The sequence below is a fragment of the Nonomuraea phyllanthi genome (assembly GCF_006334985.2).
GTDB lineage: Bacteria > Actinomycetota > Actinomycetes > Streptosporangiales > Streptosporangiaceae > Nonomuraea > Nonomuraea phyllanthi.
Window position 1 is genome coordinate 450,493 of sequence record NZ_VDLX02000001.1, and the last position, 26,136, is coordinate 476,628.

Here is a 26,136-nt window from a genome sequence, read left to right on the forward strand (position 1 = left end):
CTCCTCTAGCCTGCGATCGAGGCGTTGGCCTCGGTGATGAACTTCTGCGCGGCGTCGTCGGGGGTCATCCTGCCGAACATGACCTCCTCGGAGTAGCGCGTGAGGATGTCCTCCATGGCGCTGGCGCCCTTCGGCGGGGCGGCGGGCGGGTCGGCCAGCTCGCCCTTGACCTTGTCGAGGAAGTCCAGCGTCTTCTTGTCGGCGTCCGGCAGCTTCTCCCGGACGGCGGCGAGGACCTTGGAGCTGGCCGGCAGGCCGCGGTCGCTGAGGATGATCGCGCCCGCCTCCGGGTCGTTGACCATGTAGTCGATGAACTTGGCGGCCTCGGCCGCGTGCTCCGACTTGGAGGAGGCCGCGTAGAACATGGCCGGCTGCAGGAACATGCCGCCGGTGGTGGCGCCCTCGATCTTCGGCATCCGCAGGAGGTCGATGTTCTGGCCCGAGGCCTTGGTCACGGCGCCGAGCTGGTTGCTCCACCACATGCCCATGGCGCCGCCGTTGGTGCCGAGCAGCGACTGGTCGATGCTGGTCGCGCCGATCTCGGAGCTCTTGGCGGCGTCGGGGGTGCCCTTGGTCTTGATCAGGTTCTGCATGATGGCCCACCACTCCTTGATGGTGGCGGCCGAGACGCCGAGCTGGTTGCCGTTGTAGAACGGCTCACCCTTCTGCGCGGCGAAGATCTGGAGGTACGCGGGGTTCCAGCTCAGCTGCGTGCCGATGATCTTGCCGCCGCTGCCGGAGGTGACCTTGGCGGACAGGTCCACGTAGTCCTGCCAGGTCCACGTGGTGTCGTCGGGCATCTTCGCCTTCGCCTGCTCCACCAGGGCGGGGTTGACCATCAGGGAGAAGGCGTTGACGCCGGTGGGGATGGCGAACTGCTTGCCGTCGATGGCGCCGGTGCCCAGCACCTTGGCGTCGAAGTCGGCGGTGTTGACCGAGCTGGACAGGTCGGCCAGCGTGCCGCGGTCGGCGTACTCGCGCAGGCCGCGGATCTCGAGGCTCATGACGTCGGGCGCGTCGCTGGCCGCGACCTTCGTGGACAGCGTCTCGTAGTAGCTGGCCCAGTCGGAGAACTCGCCCTCGACGTCGATGGTCGGGTTCTTCGCCTCGAACTTCTTGATGGCCTCTTCGGTCATCTTCTGCCGCGCGTCGCTGCCCCAATAGGAGAAGCGCAGCTTGATCTTGCCGTCGGCAGTTTCGCCGCCGTCGCCGCCGCTGCCGCAGGCCGCGGTGACCGCCAGCATTGCGGTGGCGAGCAGCGCCGCCGACCACATCTTCTTGCCAGAGCTCACGGCTCTACCTCCTATGGGGTGTTCTCTCGTTGGGGGGTGGTTGGAGCTACTTGAGTCCCGTCGTGGCCACGCCACGGATCAGGTACTTCTGACCGGCCAGGAAGAAGCCGAAGATCGGGCCGAGCGCGATGATCGACATGGCGAACATGGGTCCCCACGACGAGTCGCTGCTGGCGTCCAGGAACGTGCGCAACGCGACCGGAACGGTGAAGTTGTCCGGGTTGTTGAGATACAGGAGCTGGCTCAGGAAGTCGTTCCAGGTCCAGATGAAGGTGAAGATGGCCGTCGTGGCCAGGGCCGGCACGCAGAGCGGCATGACCACGCGGATGAAGATGCGCCAGTAGCCCGCTCCGTCGATCTCGGCAGCCTCGTCCAGTTCCCTCGGCAGTGTACGGATGAACTGCACCATCAGGAAGACGAAGAACGCGTCCGTCGCCAGCACCTTCGGCATCACGAGTGGCCAGATCGTGTTGATCAGGTCGAGCTTCGAGAACATGATGTACTGCGGGACGATCACCACATGGTGCGGCAGCATGATCGTGCCCAGCATGAGCGCGAACCAGAGCTTCTTCAGCGGGAAGTTCAGCCGGGCGAAGGCGTAGGCGGCCAGCGAACAGGCCACCAGGTTCGCCACCACCGACAGCGCCGTGACGACCGCCGAGTTCCACAGGTAGTAGCCGAAGGGATGCTTCAGTGCCGTCCAGCCCGCGGTGTAGTTCTCGAACGTGAGGTGGCTCGGCACCAGTCCCGGCTCGCGGAAGATCAGCTCCTCGGGCTTGAGCGAGCTGGAGATCATCCAGAGCAGCGGGTAGAGCATGACCAGCCCGAAACCGATCAGCAGGATGTGCTTGACCACGCGCCCGCCTTTGAGCGGGCGGAACAGGACCGGGATCGGCCTACTTGGTGTCGCCATAAAAGACCCAATACTTGGAAGCGAGGAAGTTAACCCCGGTGAGCGCCGCGATGATGAGCAGCAGGATCCAGGCCATCGCCGCGGCGTAGCCCATGTCGTAGCTCTTGAAGCCCTTGAGATAGAGATAGAGCGTGTAGAACAGCGTCGAGTCGGCCGGGCCGCCCTTGCCGTTGCTGACGATGAACGCCTGCGTGAACGACTGGAACGACTTGATGACCTCCAGCACGAGGTTGAAGAAGATGATCGGCGTCAGCAGCGGCATCGTGATCGACCTGAACTGGCGCAGCGCGCCGGCGCCGTCCACGGCGGCGGCCTCGTAGTAGCTGCTGGGGATCTGCCGCAGCCCGGCCAGGAAGATGATCATGGGGGCGCCGAACGTCCACACGTGCAGGAGGATCAGCGTGCCGAGCGCGGTGTCGGGGTCGCCCACCCAGCCGGGGCCCTCGATACCGAAGATCGAGAGCACCGCGTTGACCAGGCCGTCCGAGCCGAACACCTTGCGCCACAGGATCGCGATCGCGACGCTGCCGCCGAGCAGCGAGGGCAGGTAGAAGATCGAGCGGTAGATCGGCAGCCCGCGCAGCCCCCGGTCGAGCACCAGGGCGAGCGCCAGCGCGAAGGCGAGCTGCAGCGGGACCGAGACGACCACGTAGATCGTGGTCACCTTCAGCGAGGACAGGAACCTCGGGTCCTCCGTGAACATCTTCACGTAGTTGTCCAGCCCGACCCACTTGGCCTCCGACAGGAGGCTGTAGTCGGTGAAGGACAGGTAGAGCGAGGCGACGATCGGGCCGATCGTGATGACGAGCAGACCGACGAACCAGGGCGCCAGGAACAGGTAGGCGGCCCTCGCCTCGCGGCGGGCACGTTGCGTGCGGCGCCCGCTCGATGGGGGTTGGGCGGCCGCCGGCCGGGTCTTGACCGCCACCGAGTCAGCCATGACGGAACTCATTCGTCATTCACGGACCTTCCGGCGAGATGTGAATGGATAGCGCTTTCCTATAGCTGGGGGGAAAGTTACGTCAACCCTTTGCAGGCGTTACATAGCCGTTACCGATATATCGTTGCGGCATTTTCCCAGCTAGACGGCTTGCGTGGCGGATAAGTCAGATGAATTCTCTGCTCAGTTAGTACAACCGTTTGCAGGATCCGGGCTATCGTGGAGGCGCGGTGGAGTCCCGGATGACCAGCCGGGTCTCCAGCGACGTGGTCGCCGTGACCTCCTGGATGAGCAGGTCCACGGCGAGCCGGCCGGCCGCGGCGGTGGGCATCGCGACCGTCGTCAGCTTGGGGCGGTTCAGCCGTCCCGGGACGATGTCGTCGATCCCCACGACGCTGACGTCCTCCGGCACGCCCAGCCCCAGCTCGCCGAGCCCGTCGATGAGCCCGATCGCCACCAGGTCGTTGTAGGCGAGCACGCCCGTCGCCCCCGACTCCCGCACCCGGCCCGCGGCGGCGAACCCGCCCCGCTCGGTGGGCGCGTTCGGGCCGATGACGATCAGCTCGACGCCGTCCACCTCTTCGGCGGCCGTACGGATCTCCGCGCTCGTCCACGAGCCGGCCGGCCCCGCCACCAGCGCCACGCGGCGGTGCCCGAGCCCGGCCAGGTGCTCGACCGCCAGCCTGGCCCCGTGGCCGACGTCCATCAGGACGGTGGCGGCGCCGCGCAGCCGGCGGTTGATCACCACGAACGGCACCCGCGCGGCCAGCCGCTCCAGCGCCTTGTTCGACGAGCGCGGGCTGCACAGCACCACGCCGTCCACCTGTTTGGAGAACGCCTGCACCAGCTCCTCCTCGGCGCCCGCCTCTTCATCGGTGTCGGCGACGAACAGGTGGTAGTCGCGCTGCCTGGCCTCCGCCTGGGCGGCCTTGATCAGCGGCGGGAAGAACGGGTTGGCGATGTCGGCCACGATGAGGCCGAGATTGTGGGTGCGGCCGGTCGTGAGCGCCCTGGCCGCCCGGTTCGGGCGGTATCCGAGCTCCTCGGCCACGGTCAGCACCCTCGTGCGGGTGGCCGCGTTCACCATGTGCGGCGCGGAGAACGTCCGCGACACGGTCGATACATGCACGCCGGAGGCCCGGGCCACATCACGAATCGTCACTGTCACAGTCGCCCACCCTAACGCAACCGCTTGCAGAATCCCTGGGTACGATGAAAGCGCTTGCCAGGCAACCCTGACGGGAAACCCCTGCTCGCACTGGGGCTACGAAATCACTACTTGACGCCTTGCCCCCAGTCACACAAAGGTTTAGTGCAACTGTTTGCAGTCTTGAAGGAGCCTCCCACGGTGAGCAGAGTCCTCGTCACCGGAAGCGCAGGACGCCTCGGCCGCAGCGTGGTCAGCACGCTCGCGGCGGCCGGGCACGAGGTCATCGGCGTCGACCGAGCACCCGGCACGCCGGGCGACGCCGCGGTCGCCTTACCGGCCGATCTTACGGACACCGGCGAGGCGTTCGAGGTGATGGCCCGGTTCCGGCCCGAATCGGTGATCCACCTGGCCGCGATCGCGACCCCGTTCAGCTTCCCGGAGTCCGTGATCTACAAGGTCAACACCCAGCTCGCGTTCAACGTCTGCGAGGCGTCCGTGGCGCTCGGCGTGCGGGGCGTGGTGGTGGCCAGCAGCCCCACCGTGATCGGGTACGGCGCGCCCGGCGGCTGGGCGCCCTCCTACCTGCCGATCGACGAGGCCCACCCCACGCGCCCGTGGAACGCCTACAACCTGTCCAAGGTCGTGGCCGAGGAGACCATGAAGGCGTTCGCGGTGGCCGGGACGACCAGGATGGCCGCCGTGCGGCCGTGCTTCGTCATCCCGCCCGAGGAGTGGGCCGGCGCGCCCACGCAGTCGGGTCACACCGTGCGCGAGCGGCTGGACCGCCCGGAGCTGGGCGGGGTCTCGCTGTTCAACTACATCGACTCCCGCGACGCCGCCGAGCTGATCGCGGTGCTGGCCGAGGCGCTGCCCGAGCTGCCGAACGGCGAGGTGTTCTTCGCCGGGGCGGCCGACGCGCTGGCCAGGAAGCCGCTGGCCGACCTCCTGCCGCAGGTCATCCCCGGCACGGAGCCGTTCGCCGCCGGGCTCACCGGCACCGCCCCCGCCTTCTCGACGGCCAAGGCCCAGCGCCTGCTCGGCTGGCAGCCCAAGCGGAGCTGGCGCACCGAACTCCAGGAAACCGATGGTAAGGAAGGCGTATGAATCTCAGCGGCGTGCTGTTCTTCCCCGTGACCCCCTTTGACACCGGCGGCGCGCTCGCCGAGGAGGTGCTGGCCGAGCACATCAGGCGTGGGATGGAGCACGGGCCGGGCGGCGTGTTCGTGGCGTGCGGCACGGGCGAGTTCTCGGCGCTGTCGGAGGCCGAGCACGCGCGGGCCGTACGGGTGGCGGCCGAGGCCGTGGGCGGGCGGGTGCCGGTGTTCGCGGGCGCGGGCGGCCCGCTGGGCACGGCGCTGAACCAGGCGCGGGCCGCTCGCGAGGCGGGCGCCGACGGCTTGCTGCTCATGCCTCCGTACCTGGCGCAGGGCCCCGGGCACGGCTACGCCGCCTACGTGGCCGCGGTGGCCGCCGAGCTGCCGGTGATCATCTACCAGCGGGGCTCGGTGGTGCTGGAGCCGGAGGCCGTGGTGGAGCTGGCCGGGATCCCCGGGGTGATCGGGCTGAAGGACGGCGTGGGCGACATCGACCGGATGCAGCGGACCGTGCTGGCGGTGCGCGAGGCGTACCCGGACTTCCTGTTCTTCAACGGGCTGCCGACGGCCGAGCTGACCATGCCCGCCTACCGGGGCATCGGGGTGGAGCTCTACTCCAGCGCGGTGTTCGCGTTCGCGCCGGAGATCGCGCTGGCCTACCTGAACGGCCACGAGCGGCTGCTCACCGAGTTCTACGCCCCGCTCGTACGGCTGCGCGGCAAGGTCCCCGGTTACGCGGTCTCCCTGGTCAAGGCCGGGGTGCGCCACCGCGGCCTGGACGTCGGCGGCGTGCGCCCGCCGCTGGTCGAGCCGACCGACGAGCACCTTCAGGAGCTGGAGGCCCTGATCAAGACCGGTCTGGAGCTGGCGGCGTCATGACGCGCGACGGAGACGCCGGCGGCGGGCTCGGGACGATCGCCGACCTGCGGACCTCGCTCCGGACGGTCCCGCTGCCGCGGCCCTGGGGCGCGGACGTGCCCGCCAACCACGTGATCGTGTGCGAGGTCACGCTGAAGGACGGGCGGCGCGGGACGGGGTTCTCGTGGACGCCGCAGATCGGGGCGCACGCCGTACAGGCCCTGCTCGACCACGACCTGCGCGAGGCGCTGATCGGGCTGCCCGCCCACCCCGAGGTGGTGTGGGACCGGCTGTGGCGGCACCTGCGCGAGGCGGGTCCCGGCGGGATCACCACGATCGCGCTGGCCGGGATCGACCTGGCGCTGTGGGACCTGCGCTGCGGCGACGGCGGCCTGGCCGACGTGCTGGGGCGGCGGCGCGACGAGGTGCCGGTCTACGGCAGCGGCGTCAACCTGCACTACTCCCTCGACGAGCTGGTGGAGCAGGCGCGGCGCTGGGTGGCGGCCGGGTACGGCGGCGTCAAGATCAAGGTGGGCCGGCCCGACCTGGCCGAGGACGTCGCCAGGGTGGCCGCCGTGCGCGAGGTGATCGGGCCGGACCGGCTGCTGATGATCGACGCGAACCAGCGGTGGGACCTGCACCGGGCCAGGCGGGCGCTGGCCGCGCTGCGGGAGTTCGGGTTGCACTGGATCGAGGAGCCGCTGCCCGCCGACGACGTGGCCGCGCACGTGGAGCTGCGCCGCTCCGTCGACGTGCCGGTCGCCGTCGGCGAGAACGTCTACACCGCCTACGGCTTCCGTGACCTGCTGGCCGCGGGCGCGTGCGACATCGTCCAGCCGAACGTGGTGCGGGTCGGCGGCATCACGCCGTTCCGGCGGATCGTGGAGCTGGCCAGGACGTACGACGTGCCGGTCTACCCCCATCTGCTGAACGAGCTGTCCGGGCAGCTGGCCCTGACCCTGCCGCTGCCGGTCATGGTGGAGGACGTGGAGGACGCCTCGTTCGCGGCGCTCGGGCTGCTGGCGGAGCCGTACCCCGTGGAGATCTCCGGCGGGACGCTGCGCGCGACCGGGCAGGCCGGGCTCGGGCTGAGGTGGTCCCCATGAACGTGGGCGCCATGGAGGCGGGCGCGGTGGAAACGGGCGCCGTCAAGGTCGTCCTCGCCGGCGCGCACGGGCACGGGCGCCACCATCTGGGCAACCTGCGCAGGCTGGCCGACCGGGGCGTGATCGAGCTGGCCGGGATCTGCGACGTGCGGCCCGCCGAGGTCGACTTCGGCTCGCCGCTGCAGTCGCCGGACCTGGGCGAGCTGCTCGCGAAGACCGCCGCGGAGATCACGATCATCTGCACGCCGATCCACACGCACGCCGACCTCGCGGTGACGGCGCTGCACGCGGGCTCCCACGTGCTGCTGGAGAAGCCGCCGGCGGCCGGCCCCGCCGCGCACGCCAGGATCGCCGAGGCGGTGGCGGAGACCGGGCTCGCCTGCCAGGTGGGCTTCCAGTCGCTGGGCTCGGCGGCGGTCCCCGCGCTGCGCGCGCTGATCGCCGACGGCACCCTCGGGCAGGTGCGCGGCATCGGCGGCGCGGGCGCCTGGGAGCGGCCCTCCGCCTACTTCACCCGGTCGGCCTGGTCGGGCCGGCGCCGCCTCGACGGCGTGGACGTGGTGGACGGCGCGCTGACGAACCCGTTCGCGCACGCCGTGGCCACCGCGCTGGCCCTGGTGGACGCCCCGATCGCGGAGATCGAGACCGAGCTCTACCACGCCCACCCGATCGAGTCCGACGACACCTCGTGCGTGCGGGTCCGGCTCGGCGACGGCCAGGTGATCACGATCGCGGTGACGCTGTGCGCGACCGGCAGGAGCGAGCCGTACCTCGTCGTGCACGGCGACGCCGGCCGCGCCACGCTGGTCTACACGCAGGACCGGCTCAAGGTCGAGCTGGCCGACGGCTCCGTCACGACGACGGTCCACGAGCGTACGGACCTGCTGGAGAACCTGGTCGACCACGTCCGCACGGGCGCCCGCCTGCTGGTGCCGCTGGCCGCCACGGAGGCGTTCACCCAGGTGCTGGACGCGGTGCGGCTGGCCCCCGAGCCGCTGCCGATCCCCGAGCGGCACCAGGTCATTGAGCGGGACGCCCGCACCGGCGAGGTCACGCACCGGTTCCTGCCGGGCGTCACCGAGCTGACCGCGCGCAGCGCCGAGGAGCTGGCGCTCTACTCGGAGCTGGGCGTGCCGTGGACGTCGGTGGAGCTGCGCGCCGGCGACACGGCCGTGGCCGCCTACGAGTGGCGGCCCGACCTGCCGGCCACCGACTCGCCGCGCCCCTACCTGCACCCGGTGCGCACGCTCGCCGGCGTGGAGGTCACCGAGGTACGCCCCGAGGACCACGTGCACCACCTCGGCGTGGGGGTCGCCATCTCCGACCTGGGCGGCGCGAACTTCTGGGGCGGCCGCACGTACGTCAAGGACCGGGGCCCGGCCTGGCTGGACGACCACGGCGTGCAGCGACATCTGGCCTTCTCCCGGTTCGGCGACGACGGCTTCGTCGAGGAGCTGGAATGGGTGGGGCCAGGCGGGCGAGTGATGGCGCGCGAGGAGCGCACGGTGCTCGCCCGGCCCGTCGAGGGGGCGTGGGCGCTGGACTTCTCCTTCACGCTCACGAACCTCACCGGCGCGCCCGTGGAGATCCACAGCTCGGCCACCAAGGGCCGGGAGGGCGCCGGCTACGGCGGGTTCTTCTGGCGGGCGCCGGGCACCTCCACCGGCCGGGCCACCTTCCCCGGGGACGAGCGGGCCGTGCACGGCAGCCGGTCCCCGTGGGTGGCCATGACGGGCACCACCCCCGAGGAGCGGGACTGGACGCTGGTCTTCGCCCAGACGGGCGACGATCCGTGGTTCGTGCGCGTGGCGGAGTATCCCGGGGTGGGCCAGGCCCTGGCCTGGGACCGGCCGCTGGTCCTGGAGACCACGCTGACGCGGCGGGTCGTCACGGCGGTGATCGACGGGCGGCTGGACGCGGGCTCGGCCTCCGCCGTCGCCCGCGACCTGCTGCGCTAGCCGGGGCGGCGGCCCGCTCTCGAGCGCGGGCCGCCGCCACTTCCTAAGCTCTGCGGGCCCGCACGGCCGCCGCCACGTCCTAAGCTCTGCGGGCCCTTACGGCCTCCGCCAGGACGTCGAGGAGCTGCTCCGTCTCGTCCCAGCCGACGCACGCGTCGGTGATGCTCTGCCCGTACGTCAGTCCCTCGCGCGGGCCGGGCTCCTGCCGGCCGGGGACGAGGAAGCTCTCCACCATCAGCCCGGCGATCCCCTCCTCGCCCCCGGAGATCCGGGCGGCCAGCTCCCGGACCACGGCGGCCTGGCGCACGTGGTCCTTGCCGCTGTTGCCGTGACTGGCGTCCACGACCAGCCGCTCGGGAAGCTCCGCCTTGCGCAGCAGCTTGAGCGCGTCGCGCACGGACTCCGGGTCGAAGTTGGGGCCGCCGCGGCCGCCGCGCAGGATGATGTGGCAGTCGGGATTGCCCGTGGTGCTGACCACGGCGGCCCGCCCGTCGTCGTCGATGCCGAAGAAGACCTGCGGGTGGGAGGAGGCGTACACGCCGTCGATGGCCGCCTGCACGTCGCCGTCGGTGGCGTTCTTGAACCCGACCGGCATGGACAGGCCGGAGGACAGCTGGCGGTGCACCTGGCTCTCGGGCGTGCGCGCGCCGATCGCGCCCCAGGTCACGGCGTCGGCGATGTACTGCGGGCTGGTGGGTTCGAGGAACTCGCAGCCGACGGGCAGCCCCGTGGCGAGCACGTCGAGGAGCACGGTGCGGGCGAGGTGCAGGCCGCGCCGCACGTCGTGGCCGCCGTCGATGTCCGGGTCGTTGATCAGGCCCTTCCAGCCGATGGTCGTGCGCGGCTTCTCGAAGTAGACGCGCATGACCACGCACAGGGCGTCGGACAGGTCACGGGAGGCCTCGGCCAGGCGGCGGGCGTAGTCGAGCGCGGCGTCCGGGTCGTGCACGGAGCACGGGCCGATGACCAGCAGCAGCCGGTCGTCACGGCCGGCGAGGATGTCACGGACGGCACGGCGGCTCGCCTCGACGAACGCCTCCCTGTCCGGTCCCAGCGGCAGCTCCGCGCGCAGCTGCGCGGGGGTGTTCAAGGCTTCGAACGAGGTGATGCGTAGATCCCTGGTGGCGGTCATGGCCTGCTCTCTGCGCTCGGTGGCGACGCGGCCCACGACCGAGGGTCCGGAGCCGCCCGCCTACATGACGAAAGGCAGAGAGGTATCTCTCTGCCTTGGGCTCCGGATGAACAGTCGATCAGCGCATGTGACGCTCGGCCCCACCCGGAGCCCGCACATAACGCCAAAATCGACTGACCAGCGGCATGTCGTGAACCGTACCAGCACGACCCGGCGTGGCTCAAGTCGACCGCTCGGCCGCGCTGGACCTGAGCAGCCGCAGCGCGCCCCTCGACAGGGCCACCAGGATGTCGGCCGCCTCCTCAAGATCGGGGTAGCGGCCCTCCAGATGGCCCATGGCCAGGGCGTTGGTGGCCGCGTTGATGCCCTCGGCGATCATCTCCAGGCGCCGCCTGTCACGCTCGTCGTCGGCGGTGTAGCCGAGGGCGGCCAGGTCGGCGGCGTGGTGCTCGCGGTAGGCGGCGGACGTCTCCAGGGCGAAGGCGCGCAGCGAGGACGAGGGGTCGTGCTTGGCCCGCATCTGGATGCGGAGCAGCTCGGGGTGGCGGCAGATGGCCTCCAGCGGGATGCGGAAGGTCTCGCGGTGGCGGTCGAGGTCGCTGGGAGCCTCGCGGGCCTTGCTCCGCGCCTCCCGCATCGCCCGGCGCAGCCGCCTGCCGCCCTCCTCCGCGAGCTCCCGCAGGAGGTCCTGCATGTCCTTGAAGTGCACGTAGAAGCTCGACTGAGCGATGCCGGCGGCCTTGGCGACCTTGACGGTGGTCAGCCCGGCCTCGCCCTCCTCGTCGAGGATGGCCAGCGCGGCCTTGATCAGCTTGCGCCTGGTGAGGTCCTTGGCCTCGCTCCTGCTGAGCGGCGTGCTCGTCATCGATGCCCTCCCTCCTCCAGTAACGATTGTCTCGCGGCTCTTGTGCGGTTTTTCACCGATAGTACTATCGGTGAAATTGCTCTCGGGGGACTGACCGGGAGGAGGCGCGATGAAACGCTGGAGGACGCCCGCCGCGTTGGTGCTGGTCGCGGCGGTGGTGGTGGCATGCAGCGGCCAGCGGCCGGTCGCCACGCCGCAGGGCGGCGGGTCACCTGAGGCGACAGGGCCCGTGAAGGGCGGGCGCCTGGTCTACGGGCTGAGCGCGGATGCCAACGGCTTCAACCCGATCACGGATCAGTTCGCGGGACAGAGCTACAGCATGGCCGGCACCATCATCGAGACCCTGACGAGCGTGGACGCCGACGGCGACTGGAAACCGTACCTGGCCGAGTCGATCACCCCGAACGAGGCGCACGACGAGTGGACGATCAAGGTCAGGGAGGGCATCACGTTCTCCGACGGCATCGCCCTGACCGGCGACATCGTCAAGGCCAACCTGGAGGCGCAGAAGGCCTCGCCGCTCAACGCGGCGGTGCTGGCGCCGGTCGAGTCCTTCGAGCTGGTGGACCCGATGACGGTCAAGGTCGACCTCAAGCAGCCGTGGGTGGTCTTCCCCTACTACCTGGACGCGCAGGTCGGCATGATCGTGCCGCCCTCCTCGCTCTCCGACCCCAAGGCGGCCAGCCAGAAACCGGTCGGCACCGGGCCGTTCCTGTTCAAGGAGTACGTGCCGGACAACCGCATGGTCGTCACCCGCAACCCGCACTACTGGCGGCAGGGCCTGCCGTACCTGGACGAGATCGAGTTCCGCATCCTGCCCGACAGCCAGACCCGGGCCCAGACCCTCGACTCCGGCGGCCTCGACGCCATGGGCACCACCCGCGACGAGGACCTGGCCAAGTACGGCGGGCAGAAGGACGCCTACACCGTCCACCGCTCGCAGGGCATGGCCGTGGCCGAGTACATGTTCATGCTCAACACCGCCGTGCCCCCGCTCGACGACCTGCGGGTCCGGAGGGCACTCGCCTACGCCACCGACCGCGAGACGGTCATCTCGACCCTGCGCGGCGGGCTGACCGAGCCGGCCGACGGCCCCTGGTCCAAGGACGCGAAGTGGTACGCCGAGGGCGGCGACTACCCCGCCTACGACCTCGCCAAGGCGACCGCCCTGGTCAAGGAGGTGGAGGCGGAGAAGGGCCCGATCCGCTTCGAGATCATCTCCACGCCCGATCCCAACACCATGCAGGGCATCGAGCTGGCCCAGGACATGTGGCGCAAGGCCGGCATCGACGTGTCGATCAAGCAGGCCGACCAGGCCGACCTCATCAACCGGGCCGTCACCGGCAACTTCGCGGCCACCGTGTGGACCGCGTTCTCCTCGCCCGACCCCGACGGCGAGTACATCTGGCTGCACCAGGCGTACGCCCGGCCTGTCGGCTCCGTCTCGCTCAACTTCACCCGGCTGAAGGACAAGCGGCTCAGCGACGCCCTCGACGTCGGCCGCACCGCCCCGGACGAGGCCGCGCGCGCCAAGGCGTACGCGACCGTGCAGGAGCGGCTGCGGGACCTCGTGCCGTACGTCTTCGTCGACCACCTCAACACCGGGTCCGTCGTGGCCAGGACGAAGGTGCACGGCATCGGCGAGCACGTGCTGCCGGACGGCGAGAAGGGGCTGCCGGTGACCGGGTCGCCCATCCCGTACCACCCGTTCTACCAGCTCTGGGTGGACCCGCAGTGATCATCGTGAACCGGCTGGTCCGGCTGCTGGCGGTCCTGCTCGTCGTGACCTTCCTGTCGTACGTGCTGCTCAACCTGCTGCCCGGAGACCCGGTCACGCAGATCCTGGGCCTGTCGGCGACCGAGGAGGCGCGCACGCAGCTCCGCCAGGACCTCGGGCTGGACCAGCCGCTGCTGGTGCGCTATCTCGGCTGGCTCGGCGGGCTGGTCACCGGCGACTTCGGCGAGTCGTACATCACCAGGGCGCCGGTCGCGAGCGCGCTGGCCGAGCGGCTGCCCGTCACCCTGGAGCTGCTGGTCGCGGCGCAGGTCATCGCGCTGGGCCTGGCGATCCCGGTGGGCGTGGCCGCCGCCCGCCGCGCCGGCCGGGCCCTGGACCAGGCGCTCACCGCGGTCAGCTTCGCCCTGCTGTCCACCCCGGTCTTCGTGCTCGGCGTGCTGCTGATCCTCGTCTTCGCCGTCACCTGGCAGGTGGTGCCGGCGACCGGCTGGACCCCGCTCTCGCTCGACCTGGGCTGGAACCTCACCTCCGTGATCCTGCCGGCGATCACGCTCGGCTGCGGCCAGCTCGCCGTCTACGCGCGGCTGCTGCGTACGGACCTGATCGCGACCCTCCAGGAGGACTACATCACGCTGGCGCGCGCCCGCGGCCTGTCACCGCGCCGCATCCTGTGGCGGCACGCGCTGCGCCCGTCGGCGATCACGCTGATCACCGCCGTCGGCCTCAACCTGGGCGCGCTCATCGGCGGCACGGTGATCATCGAGACCCTCTTCGGGCTGCCCGGCGTCGGGCGGCTCATCGTCGACTCCATCTTTTCCCGCGACTACCTGACGGTGCAGGGAGGCGTCGTGCTGATCTCGGTCGGCTACGTGGCGGTCAACTTCGCGGTGGACCTGGTGTACGCCGCCGTCGATCCGAGGATCCGGCGTGCGTAGGCGGCCCGGACCCGATTCCCAGGCCACCGGCGTGCTCGGGCGGACGAGGCCCGGCTCCCGGAGTGCGGCGGGCGTGCTCGGGCGGATGGGGCCCGGCTTCTGGGCCGCGGCCGGCTGGATCGCGCTGGTGCTGCTGGCCGCCGTCCTGGCCGACGTGCTGCCGCTGGCCCGCTACGACGAGACGCTGGCCGGGCCGCCGCGCTCCGGGCCCAGCGCCGCGCACCCGTTCGGCACCGACGGGCTCGGACGCGACGTGCTGAGCAGGGTCGTCCACGGCGCCCGCGTCTCGCTGGGCGTGGGCGTCGGCGCCGTGCTGCTCGGCCTGGGCATCGGCGCGCCGCTCGGCATCCTGGCCGGTTACCGGCGCCGGGCCGCCGACACCGTGATCATGGCGGTCAACGACGTGGCGCAGGCGTTCCCCGCGCTGGTGTTCGCGCTTGCCGTGGTGGCCTTCGCCGGGGCCAACCTGCGCAACGTGCTCATCGTCCTCGGCGTGCTGGGCGTGCCCTCCTGGGTACGGCTGGTCAGGGGCGCCACCCTCACCTACGCCGAGCGCGAGTTCGTGCTGGCCGCCCGCGTGCTGGGCGCCCGCGACCGGCGCATCCTGTGGCGGGAGATCGTGCCGAACGTGGCGGTGCCCGCGGCGTCGTACGCGTTCATCGGGATGGCCGTGGTCGTGGTCGCCGAGGGCGGCCTGGCCTTCCTGGGCCTGTCCGTCCAGGCGCCCACCCCCACCTGGGGCGGGCTGATCAACGAGGGCCGCACGCTGCTGGAGACCGCGCCGCACGTGGTGCTGGCGCCCTCGCTGGTGATGTTCCTGACCGTGCTCTCGTTCAACCTGGTCGGCGACCGGCTCAGGGCGCTGACGGACGTGCGGGAGAGCGGCCTGGAGCCGGTGCGGGAGGCCGGCGCCGCCCCGCTGCCGTCCGCGCCGCACGAGGTGCGCGCCGGCTGCCTGCTGCAGGCCGAGGACCTGCGCACGCACCTCGTCACGCCGCGCGGCGTCGTCAGGGCCGTGGACGGCGTCTCCTTCACCCTCGAACGCGGCAGGACGCTGGCCGTCGTGGGCGAGTCGGGCTCCGGCAAGTCCATGCTGATCCGCTCGATCCTCGGCCTGCTGCCCGGCTCCTCCGTCAGGGGCGGGCACGTCTACCTGTCGGGCGACGACCTGACCGCCCGCACCCCCGCCGAGATGCGCTCGGTCCTCGGGCCCCGGCTCGGGACCGTGTTCCAGGACCCGATGACCGCGCTGAACCCGGTCCGCACGATCGGCACCCAGGTGACCGAGCCGCTGCGGGTGCACCTGCGCATGGGCCGCAGGCAGGCCCGCGCCGAGGCGGCGCGGCTGCTGGCCTCCGTCGGCATCCCCGACCCCGAGCGCATGCTGCGCCGCTACCCGCACCAGCTCTCCGGCGGCATGCGGCAGCGGGTGACGATCGCGATGGCGCTGTCGTGCGGGCCCGACGTGCTGTTCGCCGACGAGCCGACGACCGCGCTCGACGTCACCGTCCAGGACCAGGTGCTGCGGCTGCTGCACCGGCTGCGGGAGGAGCGGGACATGGCGATGGTGCTGGTCAGCCACGACCTGTCCCTCGTGGCGCGCTGGGCGGACGAGGTGATCGTGATGTACGCCGGCAAGGTGGTGGAGCGGGGTCCGGCGGCGGAGGTGTTCGCGCGGCCCCGCATGCCGTACACCGAGGCGCTGCTGCGGGCCGCGCCCCGCCTGTCCGACCCGGTGCACCACCGGCTGAGCGTCATCCCCGGCCGGCCGCCGGACCTGGCGGACCTGCCGCCGGGGTGCGCCTTCCAGCCGCGCTGCCCGTACGCGGAGGATCGCTGCGCGCGGGAGGCGCCGCCGCTGACCGGCTCGTACGCCTGCTGGTACCCGCTCGATGAGGTCGTCGTGGAAGGGGCGGACAGCCGTGGCCGGTAGCGGAAGCGCGCACCTGCGTCCTCGTGACGAGGTGCTGCTGCGGGTGGAGGATCTGGTCGTGGAGTTCCCCGCGGGCCGCGGCCGCACCGTGCGGGCGGTCTCCGGCGTGAGCTTCGACCTGGCGCGGAGCGAGACGCTCGGGATCGTCGGCGAGTCGGGCTGCGGCAAGTCGAGCGCGGCCAGGGCGCTGGTCCAGCTCCCGCCGCCGCGCTCGGGCTCGGTGCGGCTCGACGGCCTGGAGCTGACCGCCCTGCGCGGCGAGGCCCTGCGCAGGACCCGCCGCCGCCTCCAGATGATCTTCCAGGATCCGATCTCCTCCCTGAACCCGCGCCGCCGCGTCCGCGAGATCGTCGAAGAGGGCCCGCGCGTGTGGGACCTCCCGGGCGACCGGGTGGACGAGGTCCTGGAGGCGGTCGGTCTCGACCCGCGGGCCGCGGCGGTACGCCGGCCGCACGAGTTCTCCGGCGGGCAGTGCCAGCGCATCTCCATCGCCAGGGCGCTGGTCCTCGACCCGGAGGTGGTGATCTGCGACGAGCCCGTGTCCGCCCTGGACGTGTCGGTGCAGGCGCAGATCCTCGGCCTGCTGGAGGACCTGAAGGAGCGCTACCGGCTCACGCTCGTCTTCATCGCCCACGACCTGGCCGTGGTCAAGAACGTCAGCGACCGCATCATGGTGATGTACCTGGGCAAGGTGTGCGAGCTGGCGCCGAGCGCCGAGCTGATCTCCGCGCCGGCGCACCCGTACACGCGGGCCCTGATCGCCTCCATCCCCGGCGGCGGCCCCGACCTCCCGCCGGCCGGCACCCTGATCAGCGGCGAGCCGCCGTCCCCGGTGGACCCGCCGAGCGGGTGCCGCTTCCGTACGCGCTGCCCCCGCGCCGGGGCCAGGTGCGCGAGCGAGGAGCCCCAGATCCGGCAGGTCGGCGAGGACCACTGGCTCGCCTGCCACTACCCCACCGATTCACGCTAGAGGAGCAGCATGGCCATCGATTTCACCCTCGCCCCCGAGCACGTGGAGATCCGCGGGCGGGTGCGCGCCTTCATCCAGGAGACCGTCAAGCCCGCCATGGAGAAGGTGGAGGAGGGCGACCGCGACGCGTACCTCCGCACGATCTTCCACCTGCGTTCCCTGGCCAAGGCCGCGGGCCTGTGGCTGCCCCACATGCCGAAGGAGTGGGGCGGCATGGGGCTCGGCCACGTCGAGCTGGCCATGGTGCAGTCGGAGGCGGCCAAGACCCGCATCGGCCCGTGGGTGCTCAACTGCCAGGCCCCCGACGAGGGCAACATGCACACGTTGCTGCACTGGGCGACCGACGAGCAGAAGGAGAAGTACCTCCGCCCCCTCCTGGAGGGCACCACGATGTCGTGCTTCGCCATGACCGAGCCGGAGGTGGCGGGCTCCGACCCGACCCTGATCCGCACCTCGGCCGTACGGGACGGCGACGAATGGGTCATCAACGGCCACAAGTGGTTCATCTCCAACGCCCGGCGGGCCGGCTTCGCCATCCTCATCGCCAGGACCGAGCACGACGTGCCGGAGGGCTCGCGCGGCGCCAACACCGCCTTCCTCGTGGACCTGCCCCATCCGGGCTGGAACGACGTGCGCGAGGTCGAGACGATGCACGGCTCCACCGGCCACAGCGAGATCGTCATCGAGGACCTGCGGCTGCCCGGCAGCCAGATCCTCGGCGGGCGCGGCAACGGCCACCGCCTCGGCCAGTACCGCCTCGGACCGGCCCGGCTGGCGCACTGCATGCGCTGGATCTCGCAGGCGGAGACGGCCCTGGACATGATGGTCGGCCGCGCGCTCGACCGCTACAGCCACGGCTCGCTGCTCGCCGAGAAGCAGGGCGTCCAGTGGATGATCGCCGACTCGGCCATGGAGCTCTACCAGTGCAAGCTCATGGTGCTGCACGCCGCTTCCAAGATCGACAAGGGCGAGGACTTCCGCACGGAGGTGTCGATGGCCAAGCACTTCGTGGCCAACAGTCTCAACCGGATCGTGGACCGGGCGATCCAGGTGCACGGGGCGCTGGGGTATTCGACGGACACGCCGCTGGCGAGCATGTTCCAGCACGCGCGCTGGGCCCGTTTCGCCGACGGGGCCGACGAGATCCACCAGATGCGCATCGCGGAGCGCACGATCGCCGCCTACCAGGCCACCGGCACCACCAGCTCAGCGACCGGCGGCCTCCCCCTGTAACCCCATCCGGCCACCCGCGGGACCGCACCCGTCAATCAGGCGGTCACCCGTGGGGCCGGCAAAGAGACGAATCCCCACTCGTCATTCAGACGGTCACCCGTGGGGCCGGCAGGGGCACGATCTCCCGCTCGTAGTAGGGCTGGAAATCCTCCCCGGCGGCGAACAACTTGTCCAGCTCGCCACGGCACGCCGCGATCACGTCGGAGTCGTCGATCCGCCGTGCGCCGCTGTGCATCCCCGAGTCGTCGTACGTCACCTCGTACATGACGGCCGAGCCCAGCACGACCAGCTCCGGCAGCGGCCGGTCGATCTCCAGGTCGGCCACCTCGCCCGCGTCGAGCACCCGCACCTCCTCGGCCACCGCCACCCGCGTGGCCAGCACGTGCATCTCCCATCGCAGGTAGGGGGTGACGGGCTGCTCGACGACGCGGATGCGCTTGTGTGCGGTGCTCCTGGCCGCCCTCGAAACGGGCTCGCCGTCGACCAGCTTGAGCGAGCGGGCCCGGTCGCCTTCCATCATCGCCACCCAGCTCGGCTCCGCGGCCTCGAAACTCTGAAGGCGCTCCAGTTTCCACACCAGGTCATCAATTTTCCGGAAATTAGGCCAGAAATCGTCAAGATATCCATCAGCGTCGAGCCGGCAGCCCGATATTTCATGAATCCGCTCAAGCATATGGTGTCCGTACCCGTGCAATTCGCCACACGAACCCTCCCCCGTTCCCACGCACTACGCTCGCCCGGGTGGCGCCCACGACTCAACTGATCGTCCTGCGCGGCAACTCGGGCTCGGGCAAGACCAGCGTCGCCCGGGCGCTGCGGCAGGCGTACGGCAGGCGCGGCCTGGCGCTGGTGAGCCAGGACGTGCTGCGCTCTCTCCGCGACGACCATCCGGGCCGGAGCCACTTCTTCTCCTTCGACATTCCCTTCGAGGAAACGCTCCGCCGCCACGCCGGTCGCCCGCAGAGCGTGGAGTTCGGGGCGGAGGTGATGCGCGAGTGGTACGTCGAACGCGACCTGCTTCCCGGAGGATACGAAACGGTCATTCATCAGGACAGCTCGCTTCAGGAGACGGTACGGCACGTGCTGGCCAGAACCCTCGGGCATTCCGAATATGCGAGCGATGCCTGACGCTTTTCCGGGTGGCGGGCGAGGTAGCGGCGCAGCACCGGATGCCAGCGGTTGGCGGGGAGGTCGCGGAGCGCGGCGACCCCTAGGCAGTACTTGCTCACGGTCACCGGCCGCACGCCCAGCCCGCGCAGGACCTTGTCCACCAGGGCCCTGCCGTCCGCCGACTTCGACTCCAGCAGCACCAGGTCGCGCCGGGCCGGCGCGCTGGCGCCGCCGTCGCGGCAGAGCAGCCCCGTGTCGCACGTGAGCCGCGCGGAGCCGGCGACGTCGACGAGGGTCACGCGCCGGTAGTCGGTGGACAGCACCGGTGCGAGCGTCTCGGGTGCGACCAGGTGGAGCTCGCTGAGCAGCGTGTCGCGGACGAACTCCATGGCCTCCCGGGTGAGCGCCCGGCCCGGCGCGTCGTCGTACGGGATGCGGTGCTTGTCGGTGCCGCCGCGCGCGCCGTTGAGCTTGAGCTCCAGCCAGCGCCCGCCCCCGTCCAGGTACGTGCGGGTGCGGAGCTTGAACCTGCGCCGCCGATCCTGCCGGTGCTGGTGGAAGGTGAGCAGCCCCGGGGTGTCGAAGTAGGTGGAGGTGTAGCGGAACTGCCGCCGCGCGCCGATCCGCAGCACGGCGAACCGGTCTCCCAGCTCGGCCGCGAGCGCCGCCATGGTCGGGGCCGTCACGATGTACTTGCGGTCGACCCGGCGCATCAGCCGCGGCACCTCCTCCAGCCCGACGGGCGGCACCGTGGCCGCGATCCCGGCGAGCAGCACGTTCGCGTCCGGCTCAGCCACCATCACCCCTCCTCACTCCCTCGCCCCGCCTCGCCCCGCCCCGGCCCGGCCCGGCCCGGCCCGGCCCCGGCAGCACCGTGTCGCTCACCGGAGGCCGGCGCGCTGGTGCGGGGGGACCGCGTAGCGGACGTCCACCACGGTCACGTCGCGGACGTAGTCGAGGTTGGTGACCACGTAGTGGAGGACGCGGGCGCGCAGCCGGCTCTCCAGGTCGGCCCGGAGCAGGTCCGGGTCGGAGTGGACGACGTCCAGGGTGACGACCTGGTGGCGGGTGCGGCCGAGCAGGCGGGGATGGTCGGCGGCGTACATCACCGCCAGCAGCACCCCGTCCAGCAGCAGGGCGGTCAGCGGCCACGCCTGCGCGATGCCGTTGACCAGCCCCAGGACGATGGCGACGAAGTAGTAGGCGATCTCCTGCTGGGTGATCTCGCTGGACCGGAGCCGGATGATCGACAGCACGCCGAACAGGCCGAAGCCGACGGCGATGTCGACCCGCTGGACCAGCAGGAGCGATACGACCGCGAAGATGCCCACGTTGAGCGCCACGTAGGCGAAGAGCAGGTCGCGCCGGTGATGTCGCCGGTAGTAGAGGCCGTAGGCCAGGACGACGACCGAGGCGAGATCCATTACGAGTCCGGCTGTCATGACCGCTCCCTCCGTGGTGCTGCCCATGAACAGCCTGCCGGCGCGGGGTGAGGCGACGGTGAGGCGATGATTAGGCCACTCTCATGCGGTAGCCGGTGCCGCGCACGGTCTCGATCCGGTTGGCGCCGATCTTGCGGCGGAGGTAGCGGACGTAGACGTCCACCACGTTGGACCCGGGGTCGAAGTCGAAGCCCCACACGTGGCTGAGCAGCTGCTCGCGGGTCAGCACCTGGTCGGGGTGGCGGCAGAAGATCTCCGCCAGCGCGAACTCCCTGGTGGACAGGTCCACCCCCCGGCCGCCCACATAGGCGCGACGCGTACGCAGATCGAGCGACAGGTCCGACACCCGGAGCACCGTCACCTCGGGCGAGCGGTCGGCCCGCAGCCGCAGCCGCACCCGCGCCAGCAGTTCCTCGAAGGCGAACGGCTTGGCGATGTAGTCGTCGGCGCCGCCTTCCAGGCCCGCCACCGTGTCGCTCACGCTGTCGCGGGCGGTCAGGATGATCACCGGTATGGTCACCATCGCCTGCCGCAGCCGCCGCAGCACCGTGAAGCCGTCGCTCAGCGGCAGCCCGATGTCCAGGATCAGCAGGTCGAACCCGCCCGCGCAGGTGAGGTCGTAGGCGGCGATGCCGTCTCCGACCACGGCGGTCACGAACCCCTTGGCCCGCAGCCCCTTCTCCACGAAGGACGCGATCCTGGCCTCATCCTCGGCGATCAAGATCCGGTTCACCGGCCCCTCCCCCATGACCACAAGCCACACGGACAGGACCCATCTCGGCGGTCAGAGCGCGCGGGCGGGGCTCGTCGCTCGCCCCCCACAGGTCCCACATCGGGATGTTCATGACAAAGCAGGCGCCCCCGCCCGGCGCGTCGGTCACCCTGACGCTGCCGCCGTGCGCCTCGGCGATCGACCGCACGATGGCGAGCCCCAGACCTGCGCCCTCGTACATCACGGTCCGGCCCGCGCCGCGGACGAACCGGCCGAAGATCCGCTCACGCTCCGCGGGCGCCACCCCGGGGCCGCTGTCGCGTACCCACAGCTCGATCCGGTTGTCACGGACGGCCGAGCCGACGGCGATCAGGTCGTCGTCGGTGGTGTGGCGGACGGCGTTGGCCACGAGCTGCATGAGCGCCTGCGTGAGCCGCTGGCGGTCGGCGGGCACGCGGGCCTCGGCCACCTCGTCGACCCGCCAGCGCCGGTTGCCGAGCGCCCGCGCCTTGGCGACGACGCTGACCGTGAGGTCGGCCACCTCGACGTCGTGCAGGTCGAGGAAGCCCGGCTGCTCCGCCTTGGCCAGGGTGAGGAGGTCTTCGACGATGCGGTTCATGCGGTCGAGCTCGTCGGTGACGAGGGCGAGCGTCTCCGCGCGGTCGCGCGGGTCGTCGCCCATGAGCTCCAGGTGGCCGCGGATGACGGTGATCGGCGTGCGCAGCTCGTGGCCGGCGTCGTCCATGAAGTGGCGCTGCACGACGAAGGCGTGCTCCAGCCGGTCGAGCATGTGGTTGAACGTCGCCGCCAGCGCGGCCACGTCGTCGTCGCCCGGCACGTCGAGCCTGCGCGTGAGGTCGGTGGAGTCGCTGATCTGCTCCGCGGTCTGGCTGACCAGCCGGACCGGCGCCAGCACCCGGCCCGCCACGAACCACCCGGCCGCCCCCGCCAGCGCCAGCGCCGCCAGCGCGGAGATCCCGAGCACCCGCATCGCGTCCGCGATCTCGTCGCGGTGCCGGTCGTAGAGGATGGCCACGACGAAGTGGCCCGGCCGCGGGTCTGAACGCACCGTGACCGGGATGACCGCGTAATGGACCGTTCCCCTGGCGCTCTCGACCTCGCCGTCGTCGGGCCTCGTCGCCCTGGCCAGCCGCGCGACCAGCGCGTCGTCGGTGTCGAGGCGTACGGGGGGCGGGATCGCGGTGATCCGGTCGGCCTTGCCGTCGATGATGCTGAAGAAGGTCTCCCACCGGTCGGGCGCGTTGATCGCGAGGTATCCGGTGAGCAGCTCCTCGACGTCGGTGACCATGTGGCCGGTCGCCGGGTCGCGAGCGCTCGCGGCGTAGCGGCGCAGCTTCTCCGCCTCGTTGCTGAGCTCCAGGCTCATCCGGTCGTCGAGGCGGGCCAGCAGGATCGTCCACGTCGCGAAGATCGAGACCGACAGGGCCAGACCGACGACGGCGAGCATCCAGCCCACGATCCGGGCCCTGGCGCTCATCCGCATGCGGTCAACCGGTCAGTCATCGTCGCCACCGCCACCCAGATCGCCACTGCCACCCCGATCGTCGCCGCCACCGAGGCCGCCGCCACCGCCGCGGTCGTCGTCGCCGTCGCCGCCGTCGTCATCGCCGTCATCGTCGCCCACGGGTCTGGGCGACGGTGGTCTGACCGGCTCCGCCCCGGTCCGGCCGGTTGTGGGTCGTGCCCCGGGCGGCACGGCGGCGTCGTCCCCGCGGGGACGGGCGCTCGTGGCCGGGCGTGACGTGGCAGGACGAGAGAGGGCGGGGCGCGACGCGCCGGTCGCGCCGGGCTTCGGCCGCGCGCTCGGGCTGCTGCGCGGTTTCGCGCTCGCGGTGCGCCGCGGCTCCGCGCCGGTGCCGCCGTGTCGCTCCGCACCGGTGGCCCCCTGCCGCTCCCCGCCGGTGCCACCCTGCGTCTCGGCGCGGGCGGCTTGCTGCGACTCCGTGCCGGTGGCGTGGTGCGGCGCCGTGCCCGGCGGGCGTGGCGGGTCGGCGCCGGGGACGGGCCGTGGCACCGTGTCCCCGCCGGGCGCCGAGTCCTCGTCGTCGTCCTCCTCCGGCTCGCCGCTCGTCGCGAGACCGCGGCTCGCGCCCGGCTCCGCGCCCGCGCCGGGGCCTGACTCCCCCGCCGCGGACGTGGGGGACACGACGACGGAGTCGCCGAGCTCGGGCTCGTCGTGGGCGGCCCGCACCAGCCCCACCGAGATGAACCCGACCATCGCCGCGCCCAGGGCGAAGAGGACCCACGTTCCCCGATGCTTCATGACTTCGACCTTGACGCCCTTCGAGGAGACCACGCTGAGGCAGAGATGAGAAACCTCTCATCCGAACACGCCGCGTCGCAGCATAATCACGATATGATATGGATCGACGTCACAGCACCGTCCAGCGAGGTCCGCTGAGCCGACCGACCCGGCACCGGCGGCGGCTCGCGAAACCGGGCTGGGCGGTTCGGGCGGTTGGCGAACCTCGGTGCCCGATCCGCCGTCCAACCGTGCATGACCACACACACGATGACCCGCGCCGCGCTGGCGGCGACGCTGGCCGGGGGGCTGGCCCTGGCCGGCTTCGCGCCCGCCGCGCACGCGGCTCAGACCCGGGACGCCGCCGCGGCGCAGGCGGCCCCCGCCCGGCACGGCTCCACCGCAGCCCGTGCCGCGTTCGGTCCGTACGGGTACGGGGGCGTCAAGCTGGGCATGAGCGCCAAGACGGCCAAGGCGACGGGGAAGGTCGTCCACAAGCGCGGGCTCGACTCCGTGACCTGCAGCGGCTGGGACCTCAAGGCGCACCGCAACGACCGCAACTCCGTCGGCCTCTACATCTCCAAGAAGCGCGGCGTGGCGGTGATGTTCGCGCCGAAGCATGTCAGGACCCCGCAGGGGATCGGCCTGGGCTCCACGCACAAGCAGATCAAGAAGGCCTATCCCAAGGTCAAGACGGCCGCGAGCGGCTTCCCGTACGTGAAGGCCCCCGGCAACCCGAAGGCGTACTACTCCTTCCTGCTCGACGACAAGGGCAGGGTCTACGAGATGGCGCTGGGGCTGCTGAGCCAGGACTGCGTCAACTAAGGACGTTCAGCGTGCGTCGGGGCGTCACCTGTGGACATCGGGAGGGAAGCACAGGAGGCTCATGCCCCTACGGGCCCGCCGCCGCCATCGGGGGCGGCGGGCCCGGCCGCGGTGAGCGTGACCGTTCCGGTGGGGCGGAAGGGTCGCGGCTCGCCCGCCGGACGTCCGCGTCGTCACCCCGCCTGGTCCGCGGTCCGGCACGCCAGAGCGACCCGGATGGCGCACGCCGTGCCGATCGCGAGCAGGACGGCGATCGCGGCGACCACCCGCAGGAGACCCTCGGCCGAGGAGGGCGCCGCGAAGTAAACGCTCCCCAACCCTGCGACGGCGGTCACCCCGGCGAGCATGGGGCCGGTGGAGTTCAGCGCCGAGACGGCCGACGCCAGCCGCGGCGCGACCAGCGAGGTGATCTGCGCGATCAGCGGGCTGTACCCGGCGGCGTGTCCTGCCCCGGCGAGGAACAGCAGCGGTACGGATACGGCCGGCCGCCACTGGTCACGGCAGAGGAGCACCAGCAGGATCGCCCCGGCCGCGAACGCGATCGGACCGGCCATCGGCAGGGCGCGCCGCAGCCGCCGCGGAAAGCGGTTCCAGCTCAGGCTGAGCGCGCCGAACCCCAGCGCGTACGGGACGAACGCCAGCCCCGCTCGCAACGGGGAGTAGCCCAGCGTGGTCTGGAGATGCAGGGTCAGGGTGAGCAGGAACACGGTGTAGCAGCCCATGCTGATCCAGCAGGCCGCCAGTCCCGGCTTCACCCCATGCGGCCGCAGCACCTCCAGGTCCAGCAGCGGGTGCGGGACCTTGGCCTCATAGCGGACGAACCCGGCCAGCAGCGCGGCGCCGCACCCCAGCGAGATCCATGCCCAAACGGGCCAGCCGTGGTCAGGGCCGAAGATGAGCGGGACGGTGACCGCGGTCATGGCGACGGTCAGGACCGCCACCCCGCCCGCATCAGGACGTACCTGCTCGTCCGTACGGCGGTGCGGCAGCAGGCGCGGTCCGACGGCCAGCACGACCAGCCCGACCGGGACATTGATCAGGAAGACGGGCCGCCAGGACAGGCCGAACAGGTCAGCGCTGACGACCAGCCCCCCGACGACCTGCCCCAGCGCGACTCCCAGCGCGAGCACCATGCTGTAGAGGCCGATCGCCCTGCGGCGTGCCGCCCCCTGCCAGTGCACCTGGACGAGCGAGAAGATCTGCGGGGTGAGCAGCGCCGCCCCCACGGCCTGCGCGACGCGGGCGAGCACCAGCATGGTCACGTCCGGGGCCAGCCCGCACAGCAGCGAAGCGCCGGTGAACCAGCCGAGTCCGAGCAGGAACGCGCGCCGCTGCCCGATGAGGTCGCCGATCCGCGCGCACGTGACCATGAGCACACCGGTGGTCAGCAGGTAGCCCGACACGATCAGCTGGACCGCGGCACCGCCGGCGTCCAGCTCGTCACGAATGGTTTCCGCGGCCACCGACACGATCGAGCCGTCCATGGACGCCATGACCTGCCCGGTGAGCAGTACGGCGAGCATGCGGCCCCGGCCTGATGCTGTCGCCGGTGGAGGAGCAAGAGCGATCACGCGTTCAGCATCGGCCGTACGCACCCGCTCGGTCTTGAAGATATTTGCGCACCGCGTCGACGGCGGCACGATCACCGCACCGGGCCCGTGGGGCCG

Annotated in this window: 24 protein-coding genes; 11 read left to right on the plus strand and 13 right to left on the minus strand. The window is 71.4% G+C overall.

Annotated features, from left to right (window positions below):
- Window positions 1–5 precede the first annotated feature (5 nt).
- From FH608_RS02110 to FH608_RS02125, 4 genes are all read right to left on the minus strand, one after another.
- Window positions 6–1,292, minus strand: a complete 1,287-nt coding sequence (locus FH608_RS02110) for an ABC transporter substrate-binding protein (protein WP_139628060.1) — start codon at window positions 1,290–1,292, stop codon at window positions 6–8.
- A gap of 46 nt (window positions 1,293–1,338) precedes the next feature.
- On the minus strand, window positions 1,339–2,205 hold the full coding sequence (locus tag FH608_RS02115; protein WP_139628061.1) for a carbohydrate ABC transporter permease: 867 nt from the start codon (window positions 2,203–2,205) through the stop codon (window positions 1,339–1,341).
- Window positions 2,189–3,145, minus strand: a complete 957-nt coding sequence (locus tag FH608_RS02120; protein WP_139628062.1) for a carbohydrate ABC transporter permease — start codon at window positions 3,143–3,145, stop codon at window positions 2,189–2,191. The genes FH608_RS02115 and FH608_RS02120 overlap by 17 nt, the downstream gene beginning before the upstream one ends.
- A 214-nt stretch (window positions 3,146–3,359) precedes the next feature.
- On the minus strand, window positions 3,360–4,313 hold the full coding sequence (locus tag FH608_RS02125) for a LacI family DNA-binding transcriptional regulator (RefSeq protein ID WP_139628063.1): 954 nt from the start codon (window positions 4,311–4,313) through the stop codon (window positions 3,360–3,362).
- 180 nt (window positions 4,314–4,493) lie between these two features.
- Here FH608_RS02125 and FH608_RS02130 point away from each other — a divergent pair, with 180 nt between their 5' ends.
- Genes FH608_RS02130 through FH608_RS02145 form a run of 4 tightly spaced genes read left to right on the plus strand, consistent with a single transcriptional unit; the run spans window position 4,494 to window position 9,311 of the window.
- The gene (locus FH608_RS02130) at window positions 4,494–5,399 is read left to right on the plus strand and encodes an NAD-dependent epimerase/dehydratase family protein (RefSeq protein WP_139628064.1); all 906 of its coding nucleotides are present in this window, start codon (window positions 4,494–4,496) and stop codon (window positions 5,397–5,399) included.
- Entirely contained in the window at window positions 5,396–6,268 is an 873-nt protein-coding gene (locus FH608_RS02135) for a 5-dehydro-4-deoxyglucarate dehydratase (protein WP_139628065.1), read from the plus strand. The genes FH608_RS02130 and FH608_RS02135 overlap by 4 nt, the downstream gene beginning before the upstream one ends.
- Window positions 6,265–7,353, plus strand: a complete 1,089-nt coding sequence (locus FH608_RS02140; protein ID WP_139628066.1) for a mandelate racemase/muconate lactonizing enzyme family protein — start codon at window positions 6,265–6,267, stop codon at window positions 7,351–7,353. The genes FH608_RS02135 and FH608_RS02140 overlap by 4 nt, the downstream gene beginning before the upstream one ends.
- Complete coding sequence (locus tag FH608_RS02145; protein WP_317135542.1) at window positions 7,350–9,311, plus strand: DUF6807 family protein; 1,962 nt, start codon at window positions 7,350–7,352, stop codon at window positions 9,309–9,311. Before FH608_RS02140 ends, FH608_RS02145 begins: the two co-directional genes overlap by 4 nt.
- 79 nt (window positions 9,312–9,390) lie before the next feature.
- Here the strand turns inward: FH608_RS02145 and FH608_RS02150 are convergent, their stop codons facing one another.
- Window positions 9,391–10,443, minus strand: coding sequence for a 3-deoxy-7-phosphoheptulonate synthase (locus FH608_RS02150; RefSeq protein WP_139628067.1), 1,053 nt, complete (start codon window positions 10,441–10,443; stop codon window positions 9,391–9,393).
- Between the two features lie 220 nt (window positions 10,444–10,663).
- A complete protein-coding gene (locus FH608_RS02155) occupies window positions 10,664–11,308 on the minus strand; it encodes a TetR family transcriptional regulator (RefSeq protein WP_139628068.1) in 645 nt (214 codons plus the stop codon).
- Between the two features lie 109 nt (window positions 11,309–11,417).
- Between FH608_RS02155 and FH608_RS02160 the strand changes: the two genes are divergently transcribed.
- Genes FH608_RS02160 through FH608_RS02180 form a run of 5 tightly spaced genes read left to right on the plus strand, consistent with a single transcriptional unit; the run spans window position 11,418 to window position 18,117 of the window.
- Window positions 11,418–13,046 carry an ABC transporter substrate-binding protein gene (locus FH608_RS02160; protein WP_139628069.1) on the plus strand — a complete coding sequence of 543 codons (1,629 nt, stop codon included), beginning with the start codon at window positions 11,418–11,420 and terminating at the stop codon, window positions 13,044–13,046.
- A complete protein-coding gene (locus tag FH608_RS02165) occupies window positions 13,043–13,981 on the plus strand; it encodes an ABC transporter permease (RefSeq protein WP_139628070.1) in 939 nt (312 codons plus the stop codon). The genes FH608_RS02160 and FH608_RS02165 overlap by 4 nt, the downstream gene beginning before the upstream one ends.
- Window positions 13,974–15,914: a dipeptide/oligopeptide/nickel ABC transporter permease/ATP-binding protein gene (locus FH608_RS02170; protein WP_139628071.1), complete on the plus strand. Its 1,941-nt coding sequence runs from the start codon at window positions 13,974–13,976 to the stop codon at window positions 15,912–15,914. The genes FH608_RS02165 and FH608_RS02170 overlap by 8 nt, the downstream gene beginning before the upstream one ends.
- Window positions 15,904–16,884 carry an ABC transporter ATP-binding protein gene (locus FH608_RS02175; RefSeq protein ID WP_139628072.1) on the plus strand — a complete coding sequence of 327 codons (981 nt, stop codon included), beginning with the start codon at window positions 15,904–15,906 and terminating at the stop codon, window positions 16,882–16,884. Before FH608_RS02170 ends, FH608_RS02175 begins: the two co-directional genes overlap by 11 nt.
- A 9-nt stretch (window positions 16,885–16,893) precedes the next feature.
- Window positions 16,894–18,117 carry an acyl-CoA dehydrogenase family protein gene (locus FH608_RS02180; protein WP_139628073.1) on the plus strand — a complete coding sequence of 408 codons (1,224 nt, stop codon included), beginning with the start codon at window positions 16,894–16,896 and terminating at the stop codon, window positions 18,115–18,117.
- Window positions 18,118–18,202: 85 nt separating this feature from the next.
- Here the strand turns inward: FH608_RS02180 and FH608_RS02185 are convergent, their stop codons facing one another.
- The gene (locus tag FH608_RS02185) at window positions 18,203–18,790 is read right to left on the minus strand and encodes a DUF6879 family protein (protein WP_394367646.1); all 588 of its coding nucleotides are present in this window, start codon (window positions 18,788–18,790) and stop codon (window positions 18,203–18,205) included.
- Between the two features lie 68 nt (window positions 18,791–18,858).
- Here FH608_RS02185 and FH608_RS02190 point away from each other — a divergent pair, with 68 nt between their 5' ends.
- Window positions 18,859–19,245 carry a P-loop NTPase family protein gene (locus FH608_RS02190; RefSeq protein WP_139628075.1) on the plus strand — a complete coding sequence of 129 codons (387 nt, stop codon included), beginning with the start codon at window positions 18,859–18,861 and terminating at the stop codon, window positions 19,243–19,245.
- On the opposite strand, the gene FH608_RS02195 is transcribed toward FH608_RS02190, so the two are convergent.
- The 5 genes from FH608_RS02195 to FH608_RS02215 all read right to left on the minus strand — a co-directional run bounded on the left by FH608_RS02195 (window position 19,179) and on the right by FH608_RS02215 (window position 23,665).
- Window positions 19,179–20,027, minus strand: a complete 849-nt coding sequence (locus FH608_RS02195) for a polyphosphate polymerase domain-containing protein (protein ID WP_139628076.1) — start codon at window positions 20,025–20,027, stop codon at window positions 19,179–19,181. The genes FH608_RS02190 and FH608_RS02195 overlap by 67 nt on opposite strands.
- A gap of 81 nt (window positions 20,028–20,108) precedes the next feature.
- Window positions 20,109–20,669 carry a DUF4956 domain-containing protein gene (locus FH608_RS02200; protein ID WP_139628077.1) on the minus strand — a complete coding sequence of 187 codons (561 nt, stop codon included), beginning with the start codon at window positions 20,667–20,669 and terminating at the stop codon, window positions 20,109–20,111.
- Window positions 20,670–20,739: 70 nt separating this feature from the next.
- Entirely contained in the window at window positions 20,740–21,402 is a 663-nt protein-coding gene (locus FH608_RS02205; RefSeq protein WP_139628078.1) for a response regulator transcription factor, read from the minus strand.
- Entirely contained in the window at window positions 21,374–22,879 is a 1,506-nt protein-coding gene (locus tag FH608_RS02210; protein WP_139628079.1) for a sensor histidine kinase, read from the minus strand. Before FH608_RS02210 ends, FH608_RS02205 begins: the two co-directional genes overlap by 29 nt.
- Window positions 22,880–22,897: 18 nt before the next feature.
- The gene (locus FH608_RS02215) at window positions 22,898–23,665 is read right to left on the minus strand and encodes a hypothetical protein (RefSeq protein WP_139628080.1); all 768 of its coding nucleotides are present in this window, start codon (window positions 23,663–23,665) and stop codon (window positions 22,898–22,900) included.
- Window positions 23,666–23,899: 234 nt separating this feature from the next.
- Between FH608_RS02215 and FH608_RS02220 the strand changes: the two genes are divergently transcribed.
- Entirely contained in the window at window positions 23,900–24,469 is a 570-nt protein-coding gene (locus tag FH608_RS02220) for a hypothetical protein (RefSeq protein WP_139628081.1), read from the plus strand.
- Between the two features lie 173 nt (window positions 24,470–24,642).
- Here FH608_RS02220 and FH608_RS02225 read toward each other — a convergent pair whose 3' ends face one another.
- Window positions 24,643–25,992, minus strand: coding sequence for an MFS transporter (locus FH608_RS02225; protein ID WP_139628082.1), 1,350 nt, complete (start codon window positions 25,990–25,992; stop codon window positions 24,643–24,645).
- Between the last annotated feature and the right edge of the window lie 144 nt (window positions 25,993–26,136).

Bases quoted from the DNA above. Each gene is read 5' to 3' on its own strand.
- FH608_RS02200 (WP_139628077.1), bottom strand. From the start codon at position 20,669: ATGACAGCCGGACTCGTAATGGATCTCGCCTCGGTCGTCGTCCTGGCC.
- FH608_RS02220 (WP_139628081.1), top strand. From the start codon at position 23,900: ATGACCACACACACGATGACCCGCGCCGCGCTGGCGGCGACGCTGGCC.
- FH608_RS02180 (WP_139628073.1), top strand. From the start codon at position 16,894: ATGGCCATCGATTTCACCCTCGCCCCCGAGCACGTGGAGATCCGCGGG.
- FH608_RS02185 (WP_394367646.1), bottom strand. From the start codon at position 18,790: ATGCTTGAGCGGATTCATGAAATATCGGGCTGCCGGCTCGACGCTGAT.
- FH608_RS02115 (WP_139628061.1), bottom strand. From the start codon at position 2,205: ATGGCGACACCAAGTAGGCCGATCCCGGTCCTGTTCCGCCCGCTCAAA.
- FH608_RS02215 (WP_139628080.1), bottom strand. From the start codon at position 23,665: ATGAAGCATCGGGGAACGTGGGTCCTCTTCGCCCTGGGCGCGGCGATG.
- FH608_RS02140 (WP_139628066.1), top strand. From the start codon at position 6,265: ATGACGCGCGACGGAGACGCCGGCGGCGGGCTCGGGACGATCGCCGAC.
- FH608_RS02210 (WP_139628079.1), bottom strand. From the start codon at position 22,879: ATGAGCGCCAGGGCCCGGATCGTGGGCTGGATGCTCGCCGTCGTCGGT.
- FH608_RS02145 (WP_317135542.1), top strand. From the start codon at position 7,350: ATGAACGTGGGCGCCATGGAGGCGGGCGCGGTGGAAACGGGCGCCGTC.
- FH608_RS02225 (WP_139628082.1), bottom strand. From the start codon at position 25,992: ATGCTCGCCGTACTGCTCACCGGGCAGGTCATGGCGTCCATGGACGGC.
- FH608_RS02120 (WP_139628062.1), bottom strand. From the start codon at position 3,145: ATGGCTGACTCGGTGGCGGTCAAGACCCGGCCGGCGGCCGCCCAACCC.
- FH608_RS02135 (WP_139628065.1), top strand. From the start codon at position 5,396: ATGAATCTCAGCGGCGTGCTGTTCTTCCCCGTGACCCCCTTTGACACC.
- FH608_RS02195 (WP_139628076.1), bottom strand. From the start codon at position 20,027: ATGGTGGCTGAGCCGGACGCGAACGTGCTGCTCGCCGGGATCGCGGCC.
- FH608_RS02160 (WP_139628069.1), top strand. From the start codon at position 11,418: ATGAAACGCTGGAGGACGCCCGCCGCGTTGGTGCTGGTCGCGGCGGTG.
- FH608_RS02150 (WP_139628067.1), bottom strand. From the start codon at position 10,443: ATGACCGCCACCAGGGATCTACGCATCACCTCGTTCGAAGCCTTGAAC.
- FH608_RS02155 (WP_139628068.1), bottom strand. From the start codon at position 11,308: ATGACGAGCACGCCGCTCAGCAGGAGCGAGGCCAAGGACCTCACCAGG.